Source organism: Arenibacter sp. 6A1 (genome assembly GCF_012272855.1).
GTDB lineage: Bacteria > Bacteroidota > Bacteroidia > Flavobacteriales > Flavobacteriaceae > Arenibacter.
Genome location: NZ_JAAXCQ010000016.1, coordinates 1 through 16014, shown reverse-complemented (window position 1 = coordinate 16014; position 16014 = coordinate 1). Strand labels below are relative to the sequence as shown.

19 protein-coding genes and 1 other RNA gene are annotated in these 16014 nt (G+C 36.8%); 10 read left to right on the top strand and 10 right to left on the bottom strand.

Annotated elements, in window-relative coordinates:
- Positions 1-41 precede the first annotated feature (41 nt).
- The 3 genes from ssrS to HCG49_RS14000 all read right to left on the bottom strand — a co-directional run bounded on the left by ssrS (position 42) and on the right by HCG49_RS14000 (position 814).
- Positions 42-158: non-coding RNA, 6S RNA (ssrS, locus tag HCG49_RS14010), on the bottom strand.
- A gap of 54 nt (positions 159-212) precedes the next feature.
- A complete protein-coding gene (locus tag HCG49_RS14005; RefSeq protein ID WP_168470163.1) occupies positions 213-509 on the bottom strand; it encodes a cell division protein ZapA in 297 nt (98 codons plus the stop codon).
- Between the two features lie 14 nt (positions 510-523).
- Positions 524-814 (bottom strand): hypothetical protein, encoded by a 291-nt coding sequence (locus tag HCG49_RS14000; protein ID WP_168470162.1) that lies wholly within the window; start codon positions 812-814, stop codon positions 524-526.
- A 176-nt stretch (positions 815-990) separates the two neighbouring features.
- Between HCG49_RS14000 and HCG49_RS13995 the strand changes: the two genes are divergently transcribed.
- Positions 991-2700, top strand: a complete 1710-nt coding sequence (locus HCG49_RS13995; protein WP_240938707.1) for a M23 family metallopeptidase — start codon at positions 991-993, stop codon at positions 2698-2700.
- A gap of 411 nt (positions 2701-3111) precedes the next feature.
- Complete coding sequence (locus HCG49_RS13990; protein ID WP_168470161.1) at positions 3112-3765, top strand: hypothetical protein; 654 nt, start codon at positions 3112-3114, stop codon at positions 3763-3765.
- A gap of 128 nt (positions 3766-3893) precedes the next feature.
- Here the strand turns inward: HCG49_RS13990 and HCG49_RS13985 are convergent, their stop codons facing one another.
- Entirely contained in the window at positions 3894-5042 is a 1149-nt protein-coding gene (locus HCG49_RS13985; RefSeq protein WP_168470160.1) for a cysteine desulfurase family protein, read from the bottom strand.
- A gap of 133 nt (positions 5043-5175) precedes the next feature.
- Here HCG49_RS13985 and HCG49_RS13980 point away from each other — a divergent pair, with 133 nt between their 5' ends.
- The gene (locus tag HCG49_RS13980) at positions 5176-5685 is read left to right on the top strand and encodes a hypothetical protein (RefSeq protein WP_168470159.1); all 510 of its coding nucleotides are present in this window, start codon (positions 5176-5178) and stop codon (positions 5683-5685) included.
- A 41-nt stretch (positions 5686-5726) separates the two neighbouring features.
- Here the strand turns inward: HCG49_RS13980 and HCG49_RS13975 are convergent, their stop codons facing one another.
- Positions 5727-6272: a Smr/MutS family protein gene (locus HCG49_RS13975; RefSeq protein ID WP_168470158.1), complete on the bottom strand. Its 546-nt coding sequence runs from the start codon at positions 6270-6272 to the stop codon at positions 5727-5729.
- Positions 6272-6469, bottom strand: a complete 198-nt coding sequence (locus HCG49_RS13970) for a hypothetical protein (protein ID WP_168470157.1) — start codon at positions 6467-6469, stop codon at positions 6272-6274. The genes HCG49_RS13975 and HCG49_RS13970 overlap by 1 nt, the downstream gene beginning before the upstream one ends.
- Positions 6470-6519: 50 nt before the next feature.
- On the opposite strand from HCG49_RS13970, the gene HCG49_RS13965 reads away from it, so the two are divergent.
- Both HCG49_RS13965 and HCG49_RS13960 read left to right on the top strand, forming a co-directional pair.
- Positions 6520-6831, top strand: coding sequence for a DUF2752 domain-containing protein (locus HCG49_RS13965; protein ID WP_240938706.1), 312 nt, complete (start codon positions 6520-6522; stop codon positions 6829-6831).
- Positions 6832-6834: 3 nt separating this feature from the next.
- Positions 6835-7197: a CCC motif membrane protein gene (locus HCG49_RS13960; RefSeq protein WP_240938705.1), complete on the top strand. Its 363-nt coding sequence runs from the start codon at positions 6835-6837 to the stop codon at positions 7195-7197.
- 391 nt (positions 7198-7588) lie between these two features.
- Here the strand turns inward: HCG49_RS13960 and rocD are convergent, their stop codons facing one another.
- Complete coding sequence (gene rocD / locus HCG49_RS13955) at positions 7589-8872, bottom strand: ornithine--oxo-acid transaminase (protein WP_168470156.1); 1284 nt, start codon at positions 8870-8872, stop codon at positions 7589-7591.
- A gap of 380 nt (positions 8873-9252) precedes the next feature.
- On the opposite strand from rocD, the gene rlmD reads away from it, so the two are divergent.
- The 3 genes from rlmD to HCG49_RS13940 are packed head-to-tail and all read left to right on the top strand — an operon-like array spanning position 9253 to position 11997.
- The gene (gene rlmD / locus HCG49_RS13950; RefSeq protein ID WP_168470155.1) at positions 9253-10668 is read left to right on the top strand and encodes a 23S rRNA (uracil(1939)-C(5))-methyltransferase RlmD; all 1416 of its coding nucleotides are present in this window, start codon (positions 9253-9255) and stop codon (positions 10666-10668) included.
- 11 nt (positions 10669-10679) lie between these two features.
- A complete protein-coding gene (locus tag HCG49_RS13945; RefSeq protein ID WP_168470154.1) occupies positions 10680-11219 on the top strand; it encodes a DUF6452 family protein in 540 nt (179 codons plus the stop codon).
- Positions 11200-11997: a DUF6048 family protein gene (locus HCG49_RS13940; protein WP_168470153.1), complete on the top strand. Its 798-nt coding sequence runs from the start codon at positions 11200-11202 to the stop codon at positions 11995-11997. The genes HCG49_RS13945 and HCG49_RS13940 overlap by 20 nt, the downstream gene beginning before the upstream one ends.
- Before the next feature lies 1 nt (position 11998).
- Here HCG49_RS13940 and HCG49_RS13935 read toward each other — a convergent pair whose 3' ends face one another.
- A complete protein-coding gene (locus tag HCG49_RS13935; RefSeq protein WP_168470152.1) occupies positions 11999-12229 on the bottom strand; it encodes a hypothetical protein in 231 nt (76 codons plus the stop codon).
- 88 nt (positions 12230-12317) lie between these two features.
- Positions 12318-13481 (bottom strand): class I SAM-dependent RNA methyltransferase, encoded by a 1164-nt coding sequence (locus HCG49_RS13930; RefSeq protein ID WP_168470151.1) that lies wholly within the window; start codon positions 13479-13481, stop codon positions 12318-12320.
- 89 nt (positions 13482-13570) lie between these two features.
- On the opposite strand from HCG49_RS13930, the gene HCG49_RS13925 reads away from it, so the two are divergent.
- Entirely contained in the window at positions 13571-14242 is a 672-nt protein-coding gene (locus HCG49_RS13925; protein ID WP_168470150.1) for a ZIP family metal transporter, read from the top strand.
- The gene (locus HCG49_RS13920; protein ID WP_168470149.1) at positions 14243-14671 is read left to right on the top strand and encodes a DUF4268 domain-containing protein; all 429 of its coding nucleotides are present in this window, start codon (positions 14243-14245) and stop codon (positions 14669-14671) included.
- Here HCG49_RS13920 and trhA read toward each other — a convergent pair.
- The gene (gene trhA / locus HCG49_RS13915) at positions 14668-15285 is read right to left on the bottom strand and encodes a PAQR family membrane homeostasis protein TrhA (protein ID WP_168470148.1); all 618 of its coding nucleotides are present in this window, start codon (positions 15283-15285) and stop codon (positions 14668-14670) included. The genes HCG49_RS13920 and trhA overlap by 4 nt on opposite strands.
- Positions 15286-16014 lie beyond the last annotated feature (729 nt).

The window sequence follows — 16014 nt, the reverse complement described above, 5'->3', positions numbered from 1 at the left end:
AATTATTAAAAAAAAAGCCCACATTGATGGAAGATTTGTACAAACCCCGATAAACAGGTTTAGGGCTACCAGACTGATCAAGGATCCTTAAACTAGAAACTAGCAAGGCATGCTTTTACAATCTAAACTCACCCTTTTCAAACAAATTAGTGTTGAGTTTGTCAAAAATTAATTACCAATGTGGGCAGTAACTATATTTATTTTAAAGAACGTTATTTCATCCCAAGCTTGGAACTTACCAATTCATCCAAGGTTTGTAATCGCTCTACAGCTTCGCTAACCCCTTCGTTCTGATCTATTCCTTTTTGCTCAATTTTAGAAGCAAACTGAAGTGCGCACATAGCCAGTACGTCTTGTTTGTCCCTAACAGCATAGTTTTGCTCAAATTTCTTTGCTAGCTGCTCTATATTCTTAGCTGCTTTTCGCAATCCTTCCTCTTGCGACGGGTCTATTGTCAATGGATACACCCTGTCTGCTATAGAAAGCTTAATTTTGAGCTTTTCTGCCATATAATTGTTTTACATCACTCGGATAGCTGTACTATACATTGGTCCAACTCCCGTATTAATGTGTTTATTTTAAGCTTTGCTTCAGTCTTATTCACTTCACTGCCCAACATCGTACTTGCAAATTTAAGCGAATCATATCTCTCCTGCCACTCAATCACAGTTTCCTTTGTTGCTTCGTGGTCACTCTTTACCGAAAGTAATTCTTCTTCCAATTTTATATTCAAGTGTTGCAAAACCTCTAGTTTATGCAGCAACTTGCTAATTTTGTTTTCTAAAGAATCAACAATATCAACCAATTCACTCATCTGCAAATATCAATGCATTTTAAACAAAGTTAACATACCTCCCAATACTTAGCAATACTTTTTTCAATTATTCTTTAAGTAAAAGATCAAACGCTATTTTTTAACTTGTTTTATTTTCTTTTAACAATTTAAGGCACAGAGTTTTTTTTCTATTAAGAGGTATTAATTACTTTCGTATGAACTTACGAAAAATTATGAAAGAAACGCTTATTATAATCCTATTTTTTTTCACGATCACCCATAACGGCCAAGGAAGTTTACCCGAAGATCGGTTTGGATCTCCCTTAGATATCCCTATAATTTTGGCGGGTACTTTTGGAGAATTAAGGTCCAATCATTTTCATGCGGGGATTGATATAAAAACTCAACAACGGCAAGGATTAGCAGTCTACTCAATTGCCGATGGTTCGGTGAGCAGGATAAAAATATCACATTGGGGATATGGCAAGGCGTTATACATAACCCACCCGAATGGCTACACCAGCGTTTATGCACATCTTCAAAAATTTTCTCCGGCAATTGAGGCTTATATCAAAAAGATTCAATACCAAAAAAAATCTTATGAAGTAGAAGTTTTCCCAGATCCTTCCGAACTTATGTTACAAAGAGGCGAGCTCATTGCTTATAGTGGAAATACTGGCGGTTCTTCCGGACCTCATCTTCATTTCGAAATTAGGAGTACCGCTACAGAAATGCCAATAAACCCAATGTTATATGGTTTTACCGTAGCCGATGCCAGAAAACCTACACTACTAAAGGCTTATGCATATCCCTTATCTAAACAGGCTCAGGTAAACCAGAGCAATGAAAAGATTGCCATAAGATTTACAGAACAACCCGACGGTTCTTTCTTAGCCGATAAACTTACCGCCTTAGGAGAAATAGGTTTTGGTGTAAACACCTTTGACCGTCAAGATAAGGCCATAAATCAAAATGGGGTATATTCAATAAAACAAATCGTAAATGGAAAATTATATACCGATTATAATTTTGAGACCTTTTCTTTTTCAGAAAGCCGCTATATCAACACCCTCATAGACTATGCCCACTTTAGCACGTACAGGGAACGAATACAAAAGTGTTTTAGGGAGCCCGCGAACCAATTAAGTATTTACAAAACCATTTATAACGATGGAAAAGTAGACGTAAGGGAAGGCCTGTCTTATAATGTGGAAATCCACATTAATGATTTAGCAGGGAACCTTACAAAATTGATTATCCCTGTGGAAGGAAAAAATGAAGCTATCCTAAACTTCAAACCAAAAGACCAAACAGCGGATTATGTCATCGCAAAAAAACCGAATAATTTTGATTTGGGAGGAGCAAAAGTATATTTCCCTGCCAACACCTTTTACGAGGATTTTTATATCGATTTAAAAAAAGGGAAAGATTCTGTCACCATACATAACAACAAGGTTGCTGCCCACCAAAACTTCACCATTACTTTTGATGTATCCGAATACCCACAAGAAGCTAGAAAACAATTGTTCATTGGTCGATTGGACGAGAATTTGACCCCATCATATGCGTCAACATACAAACGTGGCACAACATTTACCACTCGAACCAGAAACTTGGGAACCTATACTTTGGTGAAGGATAGTATACCCCCTACTATTAGACCTAAAAACTTTAAAAATAAACAATGGCTTTCCAATTATAATTATTTAAGCTTAAATATCGCCGACGACTTAAGTGGTATCGATAGCTATTCTGCTACTTTGAACGGGGAATGGATTTTAATGGAATACGAACCAAAAACCAATACCATCACCTACAATTTTGACGATATTATTTTAGACAAAAAAGAATGTGAATTGAATATCGAAGTAATCGATAATGTTGGAAATACAAGTACTTTTAAGGCTACCTTTTTTAGAAAATAACAATATACACCTTACAAAAAGGATCCTTTGAAATGTGCACGACCGATATCTAGTCGCAACCATGAAGGAAGATATGCCAATAAAATATGACCGTTAAACAACAATCAATATGTACTTATGACAAACAAATTTAGAGGCCTACTTCTTTAATTGGAATAAACACCTAATAAGGTTGAAGATTTGGTTAATTCCTATATTTTTGCAGATACAAAAGAATGAATTTAAAACAGTCAGAATATATCCCTTTTTAGGTATATGGTTTGGCAAAGAGGCCAAGTTATTTTCGATAAAACACCTCAACTATAATGAATTCGATCTTAAAAAATGTAAGAACAATTAACAAGGCCATCGATATTTTAAATAAGCCAGGGAATTCATCTTGGACTATCGACAAATACTAAAAACAAACTCTTGAAAACAACATTAACAATATTATTAAGCTTTATCTGTCTAAGCCTTTCCGCTCAAAAGAATATTTATGAGAGCGACAAATTTGACCTTCTGACCAAAGACCATAAAACCCTGGCCATCATCCCTTTTTTAACTCACTTAGAATTAAAGGAAAATCTTTCCGATTCCGAAAAACTAGCCTTGGAAATGAAAGAAGGTTATGCGGTACAAAATGCCCTGGAAACTTATTTTTCAAGAATAAAGAAAAAAAGAAAATTTTCCGTAGAATTTCAAAATATCAAAAACACCAATGCTATTTTGGCACAAAATAATATTTCCTATGAAAATATAGATGTATATACAGTTAAAGAACTTTCTCTTCTTTTGGGGGTAGATGGCATAATAAGTGGCTCCATGGATCTTAACATTCTTCTTTCCGATGGCGTACCTAACGATTTTAGTCTGTTAGACTACATTATTGGCGACTCCAATTACGGTAGAATAGGAATAAAAGTCAGTGATGGGAATAGCGGTAAATTACTTTGGAAATACGAAAAACAAATCAATAGAAAATCTGGGACCAATACTATAGATTTAATTGATTTAATGATGAAACAGGCCTCTAGAAAATTTCCTTATGACAAAGAACGGCCAAGGGCTAAAAACAAGGATTAATTAACGAGCCGTGACTTGCAGTTAAATTAAGGAATCATAAACTTTAGAAGTACTTCTTAATTTTATGATTCCCCAAATACTGTAAAGAAAGACTTCCTTATTTCTAGGTTGACTTTTTTTTCTTGGTATTATCCTTTAGAATATTCCTCTAGCACCGCCACTACATAATCCAACTCTTCTTTGGTGTTATATTTAGAAAAAGAAAACCTTAGCGACGGTTGTTTTAGGGCTTCTCCGGACAGAATTTCAGAAAGCACATGAGACCCGACATCACTTCCAGACTGACAGGCACTACCTCTAGAACAGGCAATCCCTTTCATATCTAGGTGAAACAACAGCATCGTAGTCTTTTCCGGATCAAATGGTAAACACGCACTCACTAGTGTATAGGTACTTTTTTCAAGATCTCCCGATTGACCATTAAAGGAAATACCAGGAATGGCCGCGCTGATTTTCTCGATGAAATACCTTTTCAATTCGGTGACATAGGCCTTTTCTTCGTCTAGATTATCATAGGCCGCCTTAAAAGCTTCTTCTAATCCCACTATATTATGTATTGGCTCAGTTCCCGCTCTAAAACCACGCTCTTGTGCGCCACCATGAATTAATGATTTAAGCCCGATATTTCTTTTTATATAAGCGAATCCAATTCCCTTTGGGCCGTGAAACTTATGAGCTGCAGCGGTCAAAAAATCAATTGGTGTTTCTTGGACATCCCATGAAAAGTGCCCTATAGACTGTACTGTATCGGAATGAAACAAAGCCTTGTACTGCAAACATAGCTTTCCAATAGCGTTCACATCTACCAAGTTTCCTATTTCATTGTTAACATGCATGAGGCTTACCAGCTTTTTACTGGAATCTTCTTGCAACAATTCTTCCAAATGTTTAAGATCTGGAGTCCCATAATTATCAAGCCTTACAAACCGTAATGCGATCCCATACTCTTTGGCCAATTCTTCGGCAGTATGTAATACGGCATGATGCTCTATCTTAGACGTTATGATAGTCTTTATTCCTAAATCCCGAACAGAACACCGAAGGACCATATTGTCTGCTTCAGTCCCCCCCGATGTAAATATAATCTCGGCAGGATGGGCGTTTAAATATTTAGCAATAGTTTTTCGGGCTTTTTCAATAGTTGTTTTCGCCGTTCTTCCAAAACTATGTACGGACGAAGGGTTACCGTAACAACTTCCTAAGGCTTCTTGCATTTTAACGATTACCTCTTCTCTTACTTGCGTCGTTGCCGCACTATCCAAATAAATCTTTCTCATTAAATCTTTGCTAACTATTAAATTATCGTCCCTTTAGATAAGTTGTGCAAAAATAATTTAAATAAAGTTAATTTCCCGTAAATTCAGTTTAAAGCTCTAGGATTATACCCTATATTTCATTTAAATTTGAAGCATGAAAAAAATATTAATCTTGTTTATATCGGCGATGCTCTATTCTTGTGATGATGGAGATTTACAGATTGAAACCATAAATTTTGACGACAGCACTATTCAGTTTTGCGGAAGCCAAGCTACCACGAGTACAAGCTTACTTTTCAAAATAAATGGAGAGGAAGCCTTGCTATTATCCTTAAAGGAAGGGATGTTAAAAAACGAAGCCTCTCAAGGCGAAATAGCCTATCCCATTTCCGGAGACACCAAGGTCACATATCGTATTTTCTCAGACAAGGTTACTAAAAATTACTTCTGTGATGCCATTCCTCCGATCGCACCAACTGTCGTTGAAGAAATAGTAGCGCAAAAAGGAACTGTTTATATTACAACCACTCAAAAAACGGAAGGGGAAGCCGTCTCTTATGAACATCTAATCAGGTTGGGCGACATTACCCTTTTAAATAATTCCAATGACCAACGTATTACCGATTTAAGAATCAACAATTTCGGCACAGTAACCACTAAGTAGGAAACGAAAGCAAGAGGATCTGGATATGAATATTCCAGGTCCTAGACGTTTTGAAAAAAATACACCTCGGTAGCTCCCATACCATACTTTTGATAATCGGCATCGTAGTACTTTAACCCTTCGTATCGTCGAAACAAATAATAAAGCTCTTCTTTAAGGACTCCTTCACCCACGCCATGGATAAAAACCACTTTCTGTATACGCTTGCGTAGGGCAAAATCGAGCCGGCGCTTAGCGGTATCCAACTGAAGGTTCAGCATATCAAAATTACTCATCCCTTTATAAGAAGGGGTTAACTTTTGAATGTGAAGATCTACTTCCATTTGGGGGGCATTACGCTCCTTGGGTTTCACCAATTTTCTGTTCTTATTCTTTGGGATTTCTTTCGTTGCCTTTATTTGGGCTACCTCAAAGTTAGAGACCTCAATTTCGTCTACCTTGGCTCTTTTAAGTAGTTCGGAAGCTTTGTATTTTAACAAAAACCCTTCAGTACTCTCCACGGTGATCTCTTGATTGTTTACAGCTACAACCTTTCCACAAATAACATCATCTAAAGCTTCTACCCTATCTCCGATTTTAAAACTCATTACTCCTCCTCTTTATCTTTTTCCTCTGGTCCGTAATTTTCATTGCTCCAAACCTGTGTTGTTTTATATAGCCCGAACATCATAAGGACAATACCAATAGACTGGGCGTATTCGTCTTGCATAAAATTATCTCCGAACCCCATTATCAAAGCCCCCAAAACAATTATTCCAAAAATTACGACTCGTTTTATTTTCATGCTTCAAAATTAATAGTAATTTTCGGTAAAGATTTATATTAGCGTCATAAATGATTAAAATTAACCTTTTCATGAACCTGGACAGCTATATGCTTCCTTGTATAAACAAGAAATATTTAGGCATAGAGTGTCCTGGCTGTGGCATACAACGCGCCGTTTCCTTATTGTTGGAAGGCGATTTCATTGCCGCTTTCCATATGTATCCGGCAATTTACACTATTTTGATTCTTTTGGGTTTTGTGGGTATCAATCTATTTATCTCTATCAAAAACAGCCTTAAAATAAAGATTTTTCTCCTTTATCTCAATGCTGCGATTATCTTTATCAGCTATATCATAAAAATGACTCACATAATACATTAACCTATGGAAAATTTATACAATAAAAGTATGGAACAACAAAAATTACCCAATGCAACACTTATATTAGTCTTCGGAATTATATCAATTGTAAGCTGTTGCTGCTACGGTATTATTGGCCTTGTTTTTGGTGTCATAGGCCTAATTTTAGCAAATAAGGCCACCAAAATATATGCCCAAGACCCAGAGCTATATACAGGAATAAACAATATAAAACTAGGTAAAACTTTATCCATAATTGGTATTGTTTTAAATGTTTTGGTCGCTATTTTCTTCATTTGGATTATTTCAATCATTGGTTGGGACGCCCTACAAAATGAAGAATTAATGAGAGAGCGTATGGAAGAATACTTTCAAAACATGCAATAAAGAAAAAGACAGCCTTTTCTTTATTAAACACCTCCAATATAAATACATACAGGAGCACTCAATTTTGGTGCTCCTGTTTTTTTCTCATTAGGGAATACATCCCAATTTTCAAAATACTACTTTCCTAGGCATGCCTTTTATTACGCTAGCAGCTATGGCAGTGTATATGCCCTTCACCTCTTATAACATTTAACTAAGTACAGAACAATTAGGCGCAATCATATTTTTAGCTCAACGAATCACTATTATTATACCATTACAGCATAGATTACGCCCCTTTAAATCACTTCTATGCATTTTTTAAATTACAGTCCTTTTTACCATATGGCGGCTAGAAAATAAAAAAGCCCACTAACAAAGTAGTAGGCCTAGAAACAAATTAAATATGCGTTTATTTTTCGAATTGCTGTAAGGTCTTAATAATTATAGCCACACAATCTAACAATTGTTCCTTGGTCATAACCAATGGCGGGGCAAATCTAATAATATTCCCATGGGTAGGTTTGGCCAACAAACCGTTGTCCCTTAAGGCAAGGCAAATATCCCATGCGGTAGAACTGTCCTCGGTATCATTAATTAAAATGGCATTTAACAACCCTTTTCCTCTGACGCTGTTCACTACGGAACAATTAGGGATAAATTTATTGAGTTCAGCTCTAAAAAGCTCTCCTAGCTGATAGGCGTTTTCTGCCAAACCTTCTTCTTTTACAACCTCTAGAGCAGCGATCCCTACGGCAGCAGCAATAGGATTACCACCAAATGTACTTCCATGGTTTCCTGGACCTATAACATCCATGACGGCATCATTAGCCAATACGCCCGAAATAGGGTAAGCACCACCCGAAAGGGCCTTCCCTAAAATTAGTATATCGGGCTTTATTTCTGGGGTTCCACTACAATGCCTGTCCACACAACTACAATTACCACAAGTTGCCAACAATTTTCCTGTACGGGCTATACCAGTCTGCACCTCGTCGGCCATAAAAAGTACGTTGTATTTTTCACAAAGCGCTTTCGCTTTTGCCAAATACCCCTCAGAAGGAACATACACTCCAGCTTCTCCTTGTATGGGTTCTACCAAAAATCCGGCAATATTCTTCGAATTGTTTTCCAAGGTTTCCTCCAAAGCCTTTAGGTTATCGTATTCTATTTTTATAAACCCCTGGGTATAAGGACCAAAATTCTTACGGGCTACCTCATCATTGGAGAAAGATATAATAGTGGTGGTACGTCCATGAAAATTATTTTCACAAACTATAATTTGCGCTTCATTTTCTGGCACCCCTTTTTTCTCATAGGCCCATTTTCTAGATATCTTCAAAGCCGTTTCAACGGCTTCTGCACCTGTGTTCATAGGCAAAAGCTTATCATATCCGAAGGTTTCAGAGGCATATTTTTCGAACCTCCCTAGCATATCGTTATGGAATGCCCTTGAGGTCAAGGTTAATGTTTGTGCCTGTTTCATCATGGCACCTACAATTTTAGGATGACAATGACCTTGGTTTACAGCTGAATAAGCCGAAAGAAAATCGAAGTATTTTTTCCCTTCTACATCCCAAACAAACACCCCTTCTCCTTTGCTTAAAACCACAGGTAACGGATGATAATTATGAGCTCCGTATTTTTCCTCCAAGGCAATAGCTTCCTTAGAACTTAATTTTTCTAAAATAGACATGATTTTTTAATCTTTAAATAAAACTTTAGCAATTCCTTCTTTGGGAGAGAAATCATCCTTCGTAGTGGCGCTAAATTACTAAAAATTAAATTTTCACAATACGGTTTTTATAGTAATAATTTAATTTAACCTATATAATTTTAACAAATCAGCATTTACGTATAGCTACATCCGTGTTTTAAAGGCAATTCAACAAATTCTAGATCATCAAAACAATTTACCCCTTTCTTCTTTATGAGCTGCTTTTTCACAATTAATTAACCTTTACAGCCCCATGACTTCGGCTTTTTCATGGCTTAACCAAAACTATTCTAACAAATCCCTTTAAGACTCTTTTAAAAAGCTTTATAAATCCTAAAAAATTCGCCTATTTTTGCCCCATGGCAAGAAAGAATAAAAGAGCGATTTTCGAAAACGTCGAAGTCGTAGATGCTGGGGCCAAAGGTAAAACCATTGGCAAAGCCCCGGATGGAAGGGTTATTTTTTTAACAAACACCGTCCCTGGCGATGTTGTTGATGTACAAACCACAAAAAAGAGAAAAGCTTATTTTGAAGGTGAAGCAATCCATTTTCATACCTTTTCTGATAAAAGGACCACCCCGGTATGTGAGCATTTTGGGGTCTGCGGTGGTTGTAAATGGCAAGATATGGGCTATGAGCACCAACTTTTTTACAAACAAAAAGAAGTTGAAAACAACCTGCGTAGGATCGGACACTTAGAACTACCCGAAACCACTCCTATTTTAGGCTCCGAAAAACAATATTTTTACAGAAATAAAATGGAATTTTCTTTCTCGGATAGCCGTTGGCTGACCATGGAAGAAATCAATTCTAAAAAGGACATTACCGATAAAAATGCCTTGGGTTTTCATATTCCCGGAATGTGGGATAAAATCCTAGACATTAAAAAATGTCATTTGCAAGAAGACCCCTCCAATGCGATACGTTTGGAGATAAAAGAGTTTGCTCTTGCAAACGGATTGACCTTCTTTAACCCAAGAAATCAATGGGGTATGTTACGCACCGTTATGATTCGTACCTCCTCTACAGGAGAAATCATGGTGATGGTACAGTTCTTTGAAGACGATCTTGAAAAACGAAATTTGTTGATGAACCATTTAGCGACGAGTTTCCCAGAGATCACCGCGCTTCTATATGTCATCAACCAAAAACAAAACGATACTATTTACGACCAAGAGATTGTATGTTTTGCAGGACGAGATCATATTTTTGAGGAGATGGAAGGGCTACAGTTTAAAATCACTGCTAAATCATTCTATCAAACCAATTCTGATCAAGCATATGAATTGTATAAAATAACTAGAGATTTTGCTGGACTTACCGGAGAGGAGCTGGTATACGATCTATATACCGGAACAGGTACCATTGCCCAGTTCGTTGCTAAAAAAGCCAAAAAAGTAGTAGGTATAGAGGCCGTTCCAGAAGCCATTGCCGATGCTAAGGCGAATGCTGAAAGGAATAATATTTCCAATGTAGACTTTTATGTTGGAGATATGAAAAATGTATTCAACGCCGAATTTATTAAAACCCATGGTACGCCAGACCTTATTATTACAGATCCACCAAGAGACGGTATGCACAAGGATGTAGTACAGCAAATATTAAACATTTCTCCAGAAAAGGTAGTTTATGTCAGCTGTAATAGCGCTACTCAGGCTAGAGACTTAGAACTTATGAAGGAAGATTATGAGATCGTTAAGGTGCAGCCAGTAGATATGTTCCCTCAAACCCATCATGTAGAAAATGTTGTACTTTTGAGAAAACGCTCTAAATAGGCCAAAGGGAAATGACTAAAACAAAAAATTCAATCTTACTACTGATAGCCTCTATAACCGTATTCGGTTTTATGGCTTGCGAAAAGGACGACATCTGTATAGAAGGGAATACGCCTTTGGTCGTAGTAAGGTTTTATGATGTGGACAACCCCACAGAACTAAAGAAGGTATCCAAATTTAGAATTGTGGGCGTTGGCCAAAACACTACGGTGCCAGGGGTTGCCGATAGGACCGATTTAGATTCAATCGCCATTCCATTCAAAGTAACCGCAAATTCAACGGGATTTTATTTTATTAAAAACTCTGTGACCGTAGATGCCGAGGATGCCAATGGTAATACCATCCAGGTAGAAGGCGGCGATTTGGATACCCTTTATTTTAATTACGACAGAAATGATAAATTTATTTCTAGGGCATGTGGATTTATCACCAATTACGATAATCTTAGCCAAGAATTAAAGCCAGAAAGCGATAATTGGATCAAGAATGTAGAAATAGTAACACCGTTGGTAGAAAACTCAATCTCGGCTCATGTTAAAATATACCATTAGTACACTTTTTAGTTTTTGCTTCTTATTTGCCTTTTCCCAAAGCAAGTCCATTGATTTAAATCCTAAAGACACCATTGCCCGTACAGATCCCTATGGAATTAGGGTAGGAATAGATTTAAGCAGACCTTTGCAGTCTTTTTTAAAGGATGAATACCAGGGTTTCGAAATTGTCGGCGATTATAGGATCAGCTCAAAGCTGTTCCTTGCAACAGAATTGGGAAATGAAGACAATACGAAGCAAGAAGATTTATACAATTTTACCACCTCCGGGTCCTATATTAAACTAGGGGTAGATTACAATACCTATGATAATTGGTACGGTATGCACAACGCTATTTATGTTGGTGGACGTTATGCCTTCAGCAGTTTTAGCCAGACCTTAAACAATTATCAGATTTTTGATACCGACCGTTATTGGACAACACCCGAATATCAAAACAATCCGACTGAAATTCCAGCCAATGGTTTTGCTCCCGGAAGCACTACTCCGCAAAAATTCAGCAATCTAAATGCTAGTTGGCTAGAAGCAGTCGTTGGTATAAAGGCAGAACTTTTTGCCAATATCTATTTAGGAGCTAGTGTTAGAATTGGTTTTTTAGTCAGCAACAAAGAAGCTGATAATTTTTCCAATTTATGGATACCTGGCTTTAACAAGGTTACCGATGGCAGTAATTTTGGGGTAGGCTTTAACTATTCTATCTCTTATTTTTTACCCCTTTACAAAAAGGCTAAAAAGTTTAAAGCGATAGAGAAAGAAAAAGAAGTTCCGGAGAATTAAACTATACTTCACGGACTCCCTTCATGAAAATCCATTTCATCATCACCTTTTCAATGCGGTCTACTTTCACCACAGCAAATTTAGGCGCCAATACATTGGCTATGACAGCGGCTATAATAGCCAAGAGAATACGATGAAGCGGAAAAAAATATCCTAACAGCAATCGGGCTATTACAAACAATAAGGCGAAGCCTAAAAAATTAAATAGTAATGCTTTGTGTTTTATTTTCACAAGTAACTTTGTATTGATTTTATAAACTAAAAAACCCAATAGGAATTATGCCATAAACATAAATCTCTATTGGGTTTTAATTTTTTAATTATTCTTCTTTATTAAACTTTGCCTTTTTACTGCCCTCGTACATCACATACTTCACCAAACGAGATTCTAGGTGACTATTGAATACTTTTATTTTTCTAGAAGGACGTAAACCAACAAATTTCAAGGCATCTAAATTGGAAGTGATAAACCATGCATCCGTACCCGGGTAATTTCTTTTTAGGGTATCTCCTATTTCAGCATAAAAATCTTCCATTTCTATATTCAACCGTTCCCCATAAGGCGGATTAAAAACCATATGTAAATGACCTTCGGACATCTTTTCCGTATCGAAGAAGTTTTTTCTTTCTACAGTGATATATTCCGATAAATTGGCATTATCTATATTGTCTTGAGCCTTTCTTACTGCAGAAGGAGCTTTATCATACCCGATAATCTTGTGATGGAACTCTCTTGTTTTATTTAAACAACTCTCTACTATTTTATTAAAAAGGTCTGCATCAAAATCGTGCCATTTTTCAAAAGCAAATTCCTTTCTATTAATATTGGCAGGAATATTACAAGCAATCATGGCCGCTTCGGTTAAAAAGGTACCACTACCACACATAGGATCTAAAAAGTCCGATTGACCGTCCCACCCACTTAAAAGCAATAGTCCCGAAGCCAACACCTCATTTATGGGCGCTATATTCGTGGCTGTCCTATAACCTCTTTGGTGCAAAGAGCGTCCAGAAGAATCCAAAGCAATATTACATTGATCTTTTTGAATATGAATATTTATCCGTACATCGGGAAACTTTATATCCACATCGGGCCTAGTCCCATCGACATCCCTAAATTTATCCACTATGGCATCTTTCGCCTTTTGGGATACATAAAGTGAATGCGTAAAGTTCTCGGAATTCACTGTTGCATCTATAGCAAATGTCGTTGATGTAGAAAGAAAATCGAACCAATCCATGGCATAGATCTTCTTGTACAAATCATTTTCGTTCCTTACTTGGAAAGAGTGAATGGGTTTTACTATTTTTATTGCAGTTCGCAAACATAGGTTGGCCTTATACATAAAACCGGTATCCCCTTCAAAGAAAACACTCCTAACACCCTCAGTTACATTGGATGCGCCAAGATTACGCAACTCCTTTGCCAAAATTTCTTCAAAACCAAACATGGTCTTGGCTACCATTTTAAAATTATTGTTCATATCTACCTTTAAGATTACCGCAAAAATACATTAATTTTAGCCCCCATTAGGCAATTTGCCAAATTTGTACATAACGTAATTAATCTTACATGGTCTATTTATTACCCATCCTTGGGGTATTGTTAAGCTTTATATTTGTTTATTTTACCAAACCACAAAACAAAGAGATTTTTAAACTGCTTCTGGCCTTTAGTGGTGCTTTTTTATTAGCCTTGACGGTTTTTGAACTTTTCCCAGAAGTATATACCCATGAAAGCCCTAAAATTGTGGGTGTTTTTATTATGTTGGGGATTTTGCTTCAAATATTCTTAGAATTTTTCTCGAAAGGAGCAGAACATGGACATGTTCATTTAGACCCCGAGAATGCTGCCTTCCCATGGACGCTCTTTGCTAGCCTTTGCATACATTCATTGTTAGAAGGCTTGCCTATAGAAAATCACCATACCATGCTATATGGCATTCTTGTCCATAAAATTCCGATTGCTATAATCCTAAGTATATTTCTTTTAGGATCTAAAATAAAACTGACATCGGCCATTTTATTTATTAGCCTCTTTGCCGTAATGACCCCAATAGGCACCTTCATTGCAAGTACCTTTAAGGTCATAGAAACCTATGCTGTTTATTTAAACGCATTGGTTATTGGGGTATTTTTACATATTTCCACCGTCATCCTTTTCGAAAGCTCTGAAGCCCACAAGTTTAACCTTCGTAAGTTACTGGTTATTATTTTAGGAATTATAATCGCATACGCCTTATAAATGTTTAGCAAAGAAGAATCAAAGAGATTACGACAGGAGTTTTGGATTTCGTTTGGAAAATCATTCCCTAGAAAATGGATCCTATACCAAACAAAAATCAAGGATTGTTCATTTAAGTTTCACTTTGATGTCCATACCGCCATGGTATCGATCGATATTGAAACTCAAGATCTAGAAAAAAGAATAGAATTATGGGAAAAATTTAGTGCCCTTCAAAATATCTTAAAGACAGAATACCTTCCAGAGGTTATTTTCGAAGAAATTCTTGTGTTGGAAAACGGAAAGGAAATTTCTAGGATCTTTGTTCGTAAAGAAAATGTATCTATTCACAATAAGAAAACCTGGCAAGAAACCATGGTATTTCTTAAAGACAACATGTCCCTTTTAGAAGCCTTTTTTGAAGAATACAAGGATATGCTTCAAGATTAAACAACATCTAAGAAGATAAATAACCAATGGCTAATGGCACCTCCTAAGACAAATAGATGCCAAATAAAATGGTTATAAGGGATTTTTTTTATGGCATAGAACAAAATGCCCACAGTATACAACCCACCACCTAAGAACATGGCTCTTATCCCTAAAGTTGACGATTGAGCCATTAGATTATCAAGGTCCAAAACAATCAGCCACCCCATTACTAGGTAAAGTAAGGTGGAAATAAATTCATACTTCCCGGTATAGAACAATTTCATCACAGTCCCTAAGGCAGCAATACCCCATACGGCATAAAACATTGCCCAACCATTGCCCTTTTCGAGCATCATTAAAGTTACCGGAGTGTAGGTTCCCGCAATTAAATAATAAATACAAATGTGGTCTAGAATTCTTAATTTATTTTTCAGATCTCCTTCCTTAACGCCATGGTAAACCGTTGACGCCGTAAATAGCAACAAAATAGTAACACTGTATACCACCACTGAAAAAGTGGCGTAGGAAGAATGCTGGCCCTTATTTAGAAACAACACCACAAAACCAATGAGCCCTAGCAATATACCTAGGCCATGGGATAGTGTGTTTAATTTTTCTTCTCGGGCTAACATACCTTAAAATTAATTAAATATTTTAGAAGTAACAGCTCTTTAAGAAAAGTAGTTTGCTTGTTATATGAAGTCCAGGAACATTCCAATAACAACTTTAATCTTGGCAATAAATAAGCGGATAAAAGGTGATTTAAATGTTTCAAATTCAGAATACCTATCTCTAGCATATTAATTTGGGCGTTCCCTCCTAGGTCGGGCGGGCTCTCCGCTGTATCCCTTGCGCCGCTGCGGGGATGCCGCTGCGATCCCTAACGCGGGAAACAATTAACAATAACCAATTAGCAGTAAACACTGTAAAAAATGTACCAATTAATTAATGTAACAATGTAAAATGAAATAATTGTGGAATTCGGGAATTTGAAAATGAGTTGATTTAATTGCTGCGTAATGTAATAGTGTAACAATTTGTTGAATTACAAAGGAATTGACCGCTAGTGCGAGTGTCACGCTTGTACCGAGTAGCATAAGAAGCTGTATTTAATAAAACGGAACTGGCCTAAGGTATGTTATAGGAACATAAAAAGAAATGTCTTAGAAGCAGGATTTGGCGGTATGGTGGTTTTATTACTATTGAAACATTGAGGTAGAAATGGCCCTCAAAGTCGGGAGACTTTGCGGAACTACTTTGCGGATCTACTTTGCGGAAGGGCAAAAAAAAAGTCCCTTCATTTTCATGAAGGGACTCTTAAAAAAAGGCGGCGGCCTACTCTCCCACTTGGTGTAGCAGTA

Excerpts from the sequence above, each read along its gene's own strand:
- HCG49_RS14005 (WP_168470163.1), bottom strand. The coding sequence starts at position 509 with ATGGCAGAAAAGCTCAAAATTAAGCTTTCTATAGCAGACAGGGTGTAT.
- HCG49_RS14000 (WP_168470162.1), bottom strand. The coding sequence starts at position 814 with ATGAGTGAATTGGTTGATATTGTTGATTCTTTAGAAAACAAAATTAGC.
- HCG49_RS13995 (WP_240938707.1), top strand. The coding sequence starts at position 991 with ATGAACTTACGAAAAATTATGAAAGAAACGCTTATTATAATCCTATTT.
- HCG49_RS13985 (WP_168470160.1), bottom strand. The coding sequence starts at position 5,042 with ATGAGAAAGATTTATTTGGATAGTGCGGCAACGACGCAAGTAAGAGAA.
- HCG49_RS13980 (WP_168470159.1), top strand. The coding sequence starts at position 5,176 with ATGAAAAAAATATTAATCTTGTTTATATCGGCGATGCTCTATTCTTGT.
- HCG49_RS13975 (WP_168470158.1), bottom strand. The coding sequence starts at position 6,272 with ATGAGTTTTAAAATCGGAGATAGGGTAGAAGCTTTAGATGATGTTATT.
- HCG49_RS13970 (WP_168470157.1), bottom strand. The coding sequence starts at position 6,469 with ATGAAAATAAAACGAGTCGTAATTTTTGGAATAATTGTTTTGGGGGCT.
- HCG49_RS13965 (WP_240938706.1), top strand. The coding sequence starts at position 6,520 with ATGATTAAAATTAACCTTTTCATGAACCTGGACAGCTATATGCTTCCT.
- HCG49_RS13960 (WP_240938705.1), top strand. The coding sequence starts at position 6,835 with ATGGAAAATTTATACAATAAAAGTATGGAACAACAAAAATTACCCAAT.
- rocD (WP_168470156.1), bottom strand. The coding sequence starts at position 8,872 with ATGTCTATTTTAGAAAAATTAAGTTCTAAGGAAGCTATTGCCTTGGAG.
- rlmD (WP_168470155.1), top strand. The coding sequence starts at position 9,253 with ATGGCAAGAAAGAATAAAAGAGCGATTTTCGAAAACGTCGAAGTCGTA.
- HCG49_RS13945 (WP_168470154.1), top strand. The coding sequence starts at position 10,680 with ATGACTAAAACAAAAAATTCAATCTTACTACTGATAGCCTCTATAACC.
- HCG49_RS13940 (WP_168470153.1), top strand. The coding sequence starts at position 11,200 with ATGTTAAAATATACCATTAGTACACTTTTTAGTTTTTGCTTCTTATTT.
- HCG49_RS13930 (WP_168470151.1), bottom strand. The coding sequence starts at position 13,481 with ATGAACAATAATTTTAAAATGGTAGCCAAGACCATGTTTGGTTTTGAA.
- HCG49_RS13925 (WP_168470150.1), top strand. The coding sequence starts at position 13,571 with ATGGTCTATTTATTACCCATCCTTGGGGTATTGTTAAGCTTTATATTT.
- HCG49_RS13920 (WP_168470149.1), top strand. The coding sequence starts at position 14,243 with ATGTTTAGCAAAGAAGAATCAAAGAGATTACGACAGGAGTTTTGGATT.
- trhA (WP_168470148.1), bottom strand. The coding sequence starts at position 15,285 with ATGTTAGCCCGAGAAGAAAAATTAAACACACTATCCCATGGCCTAGGT.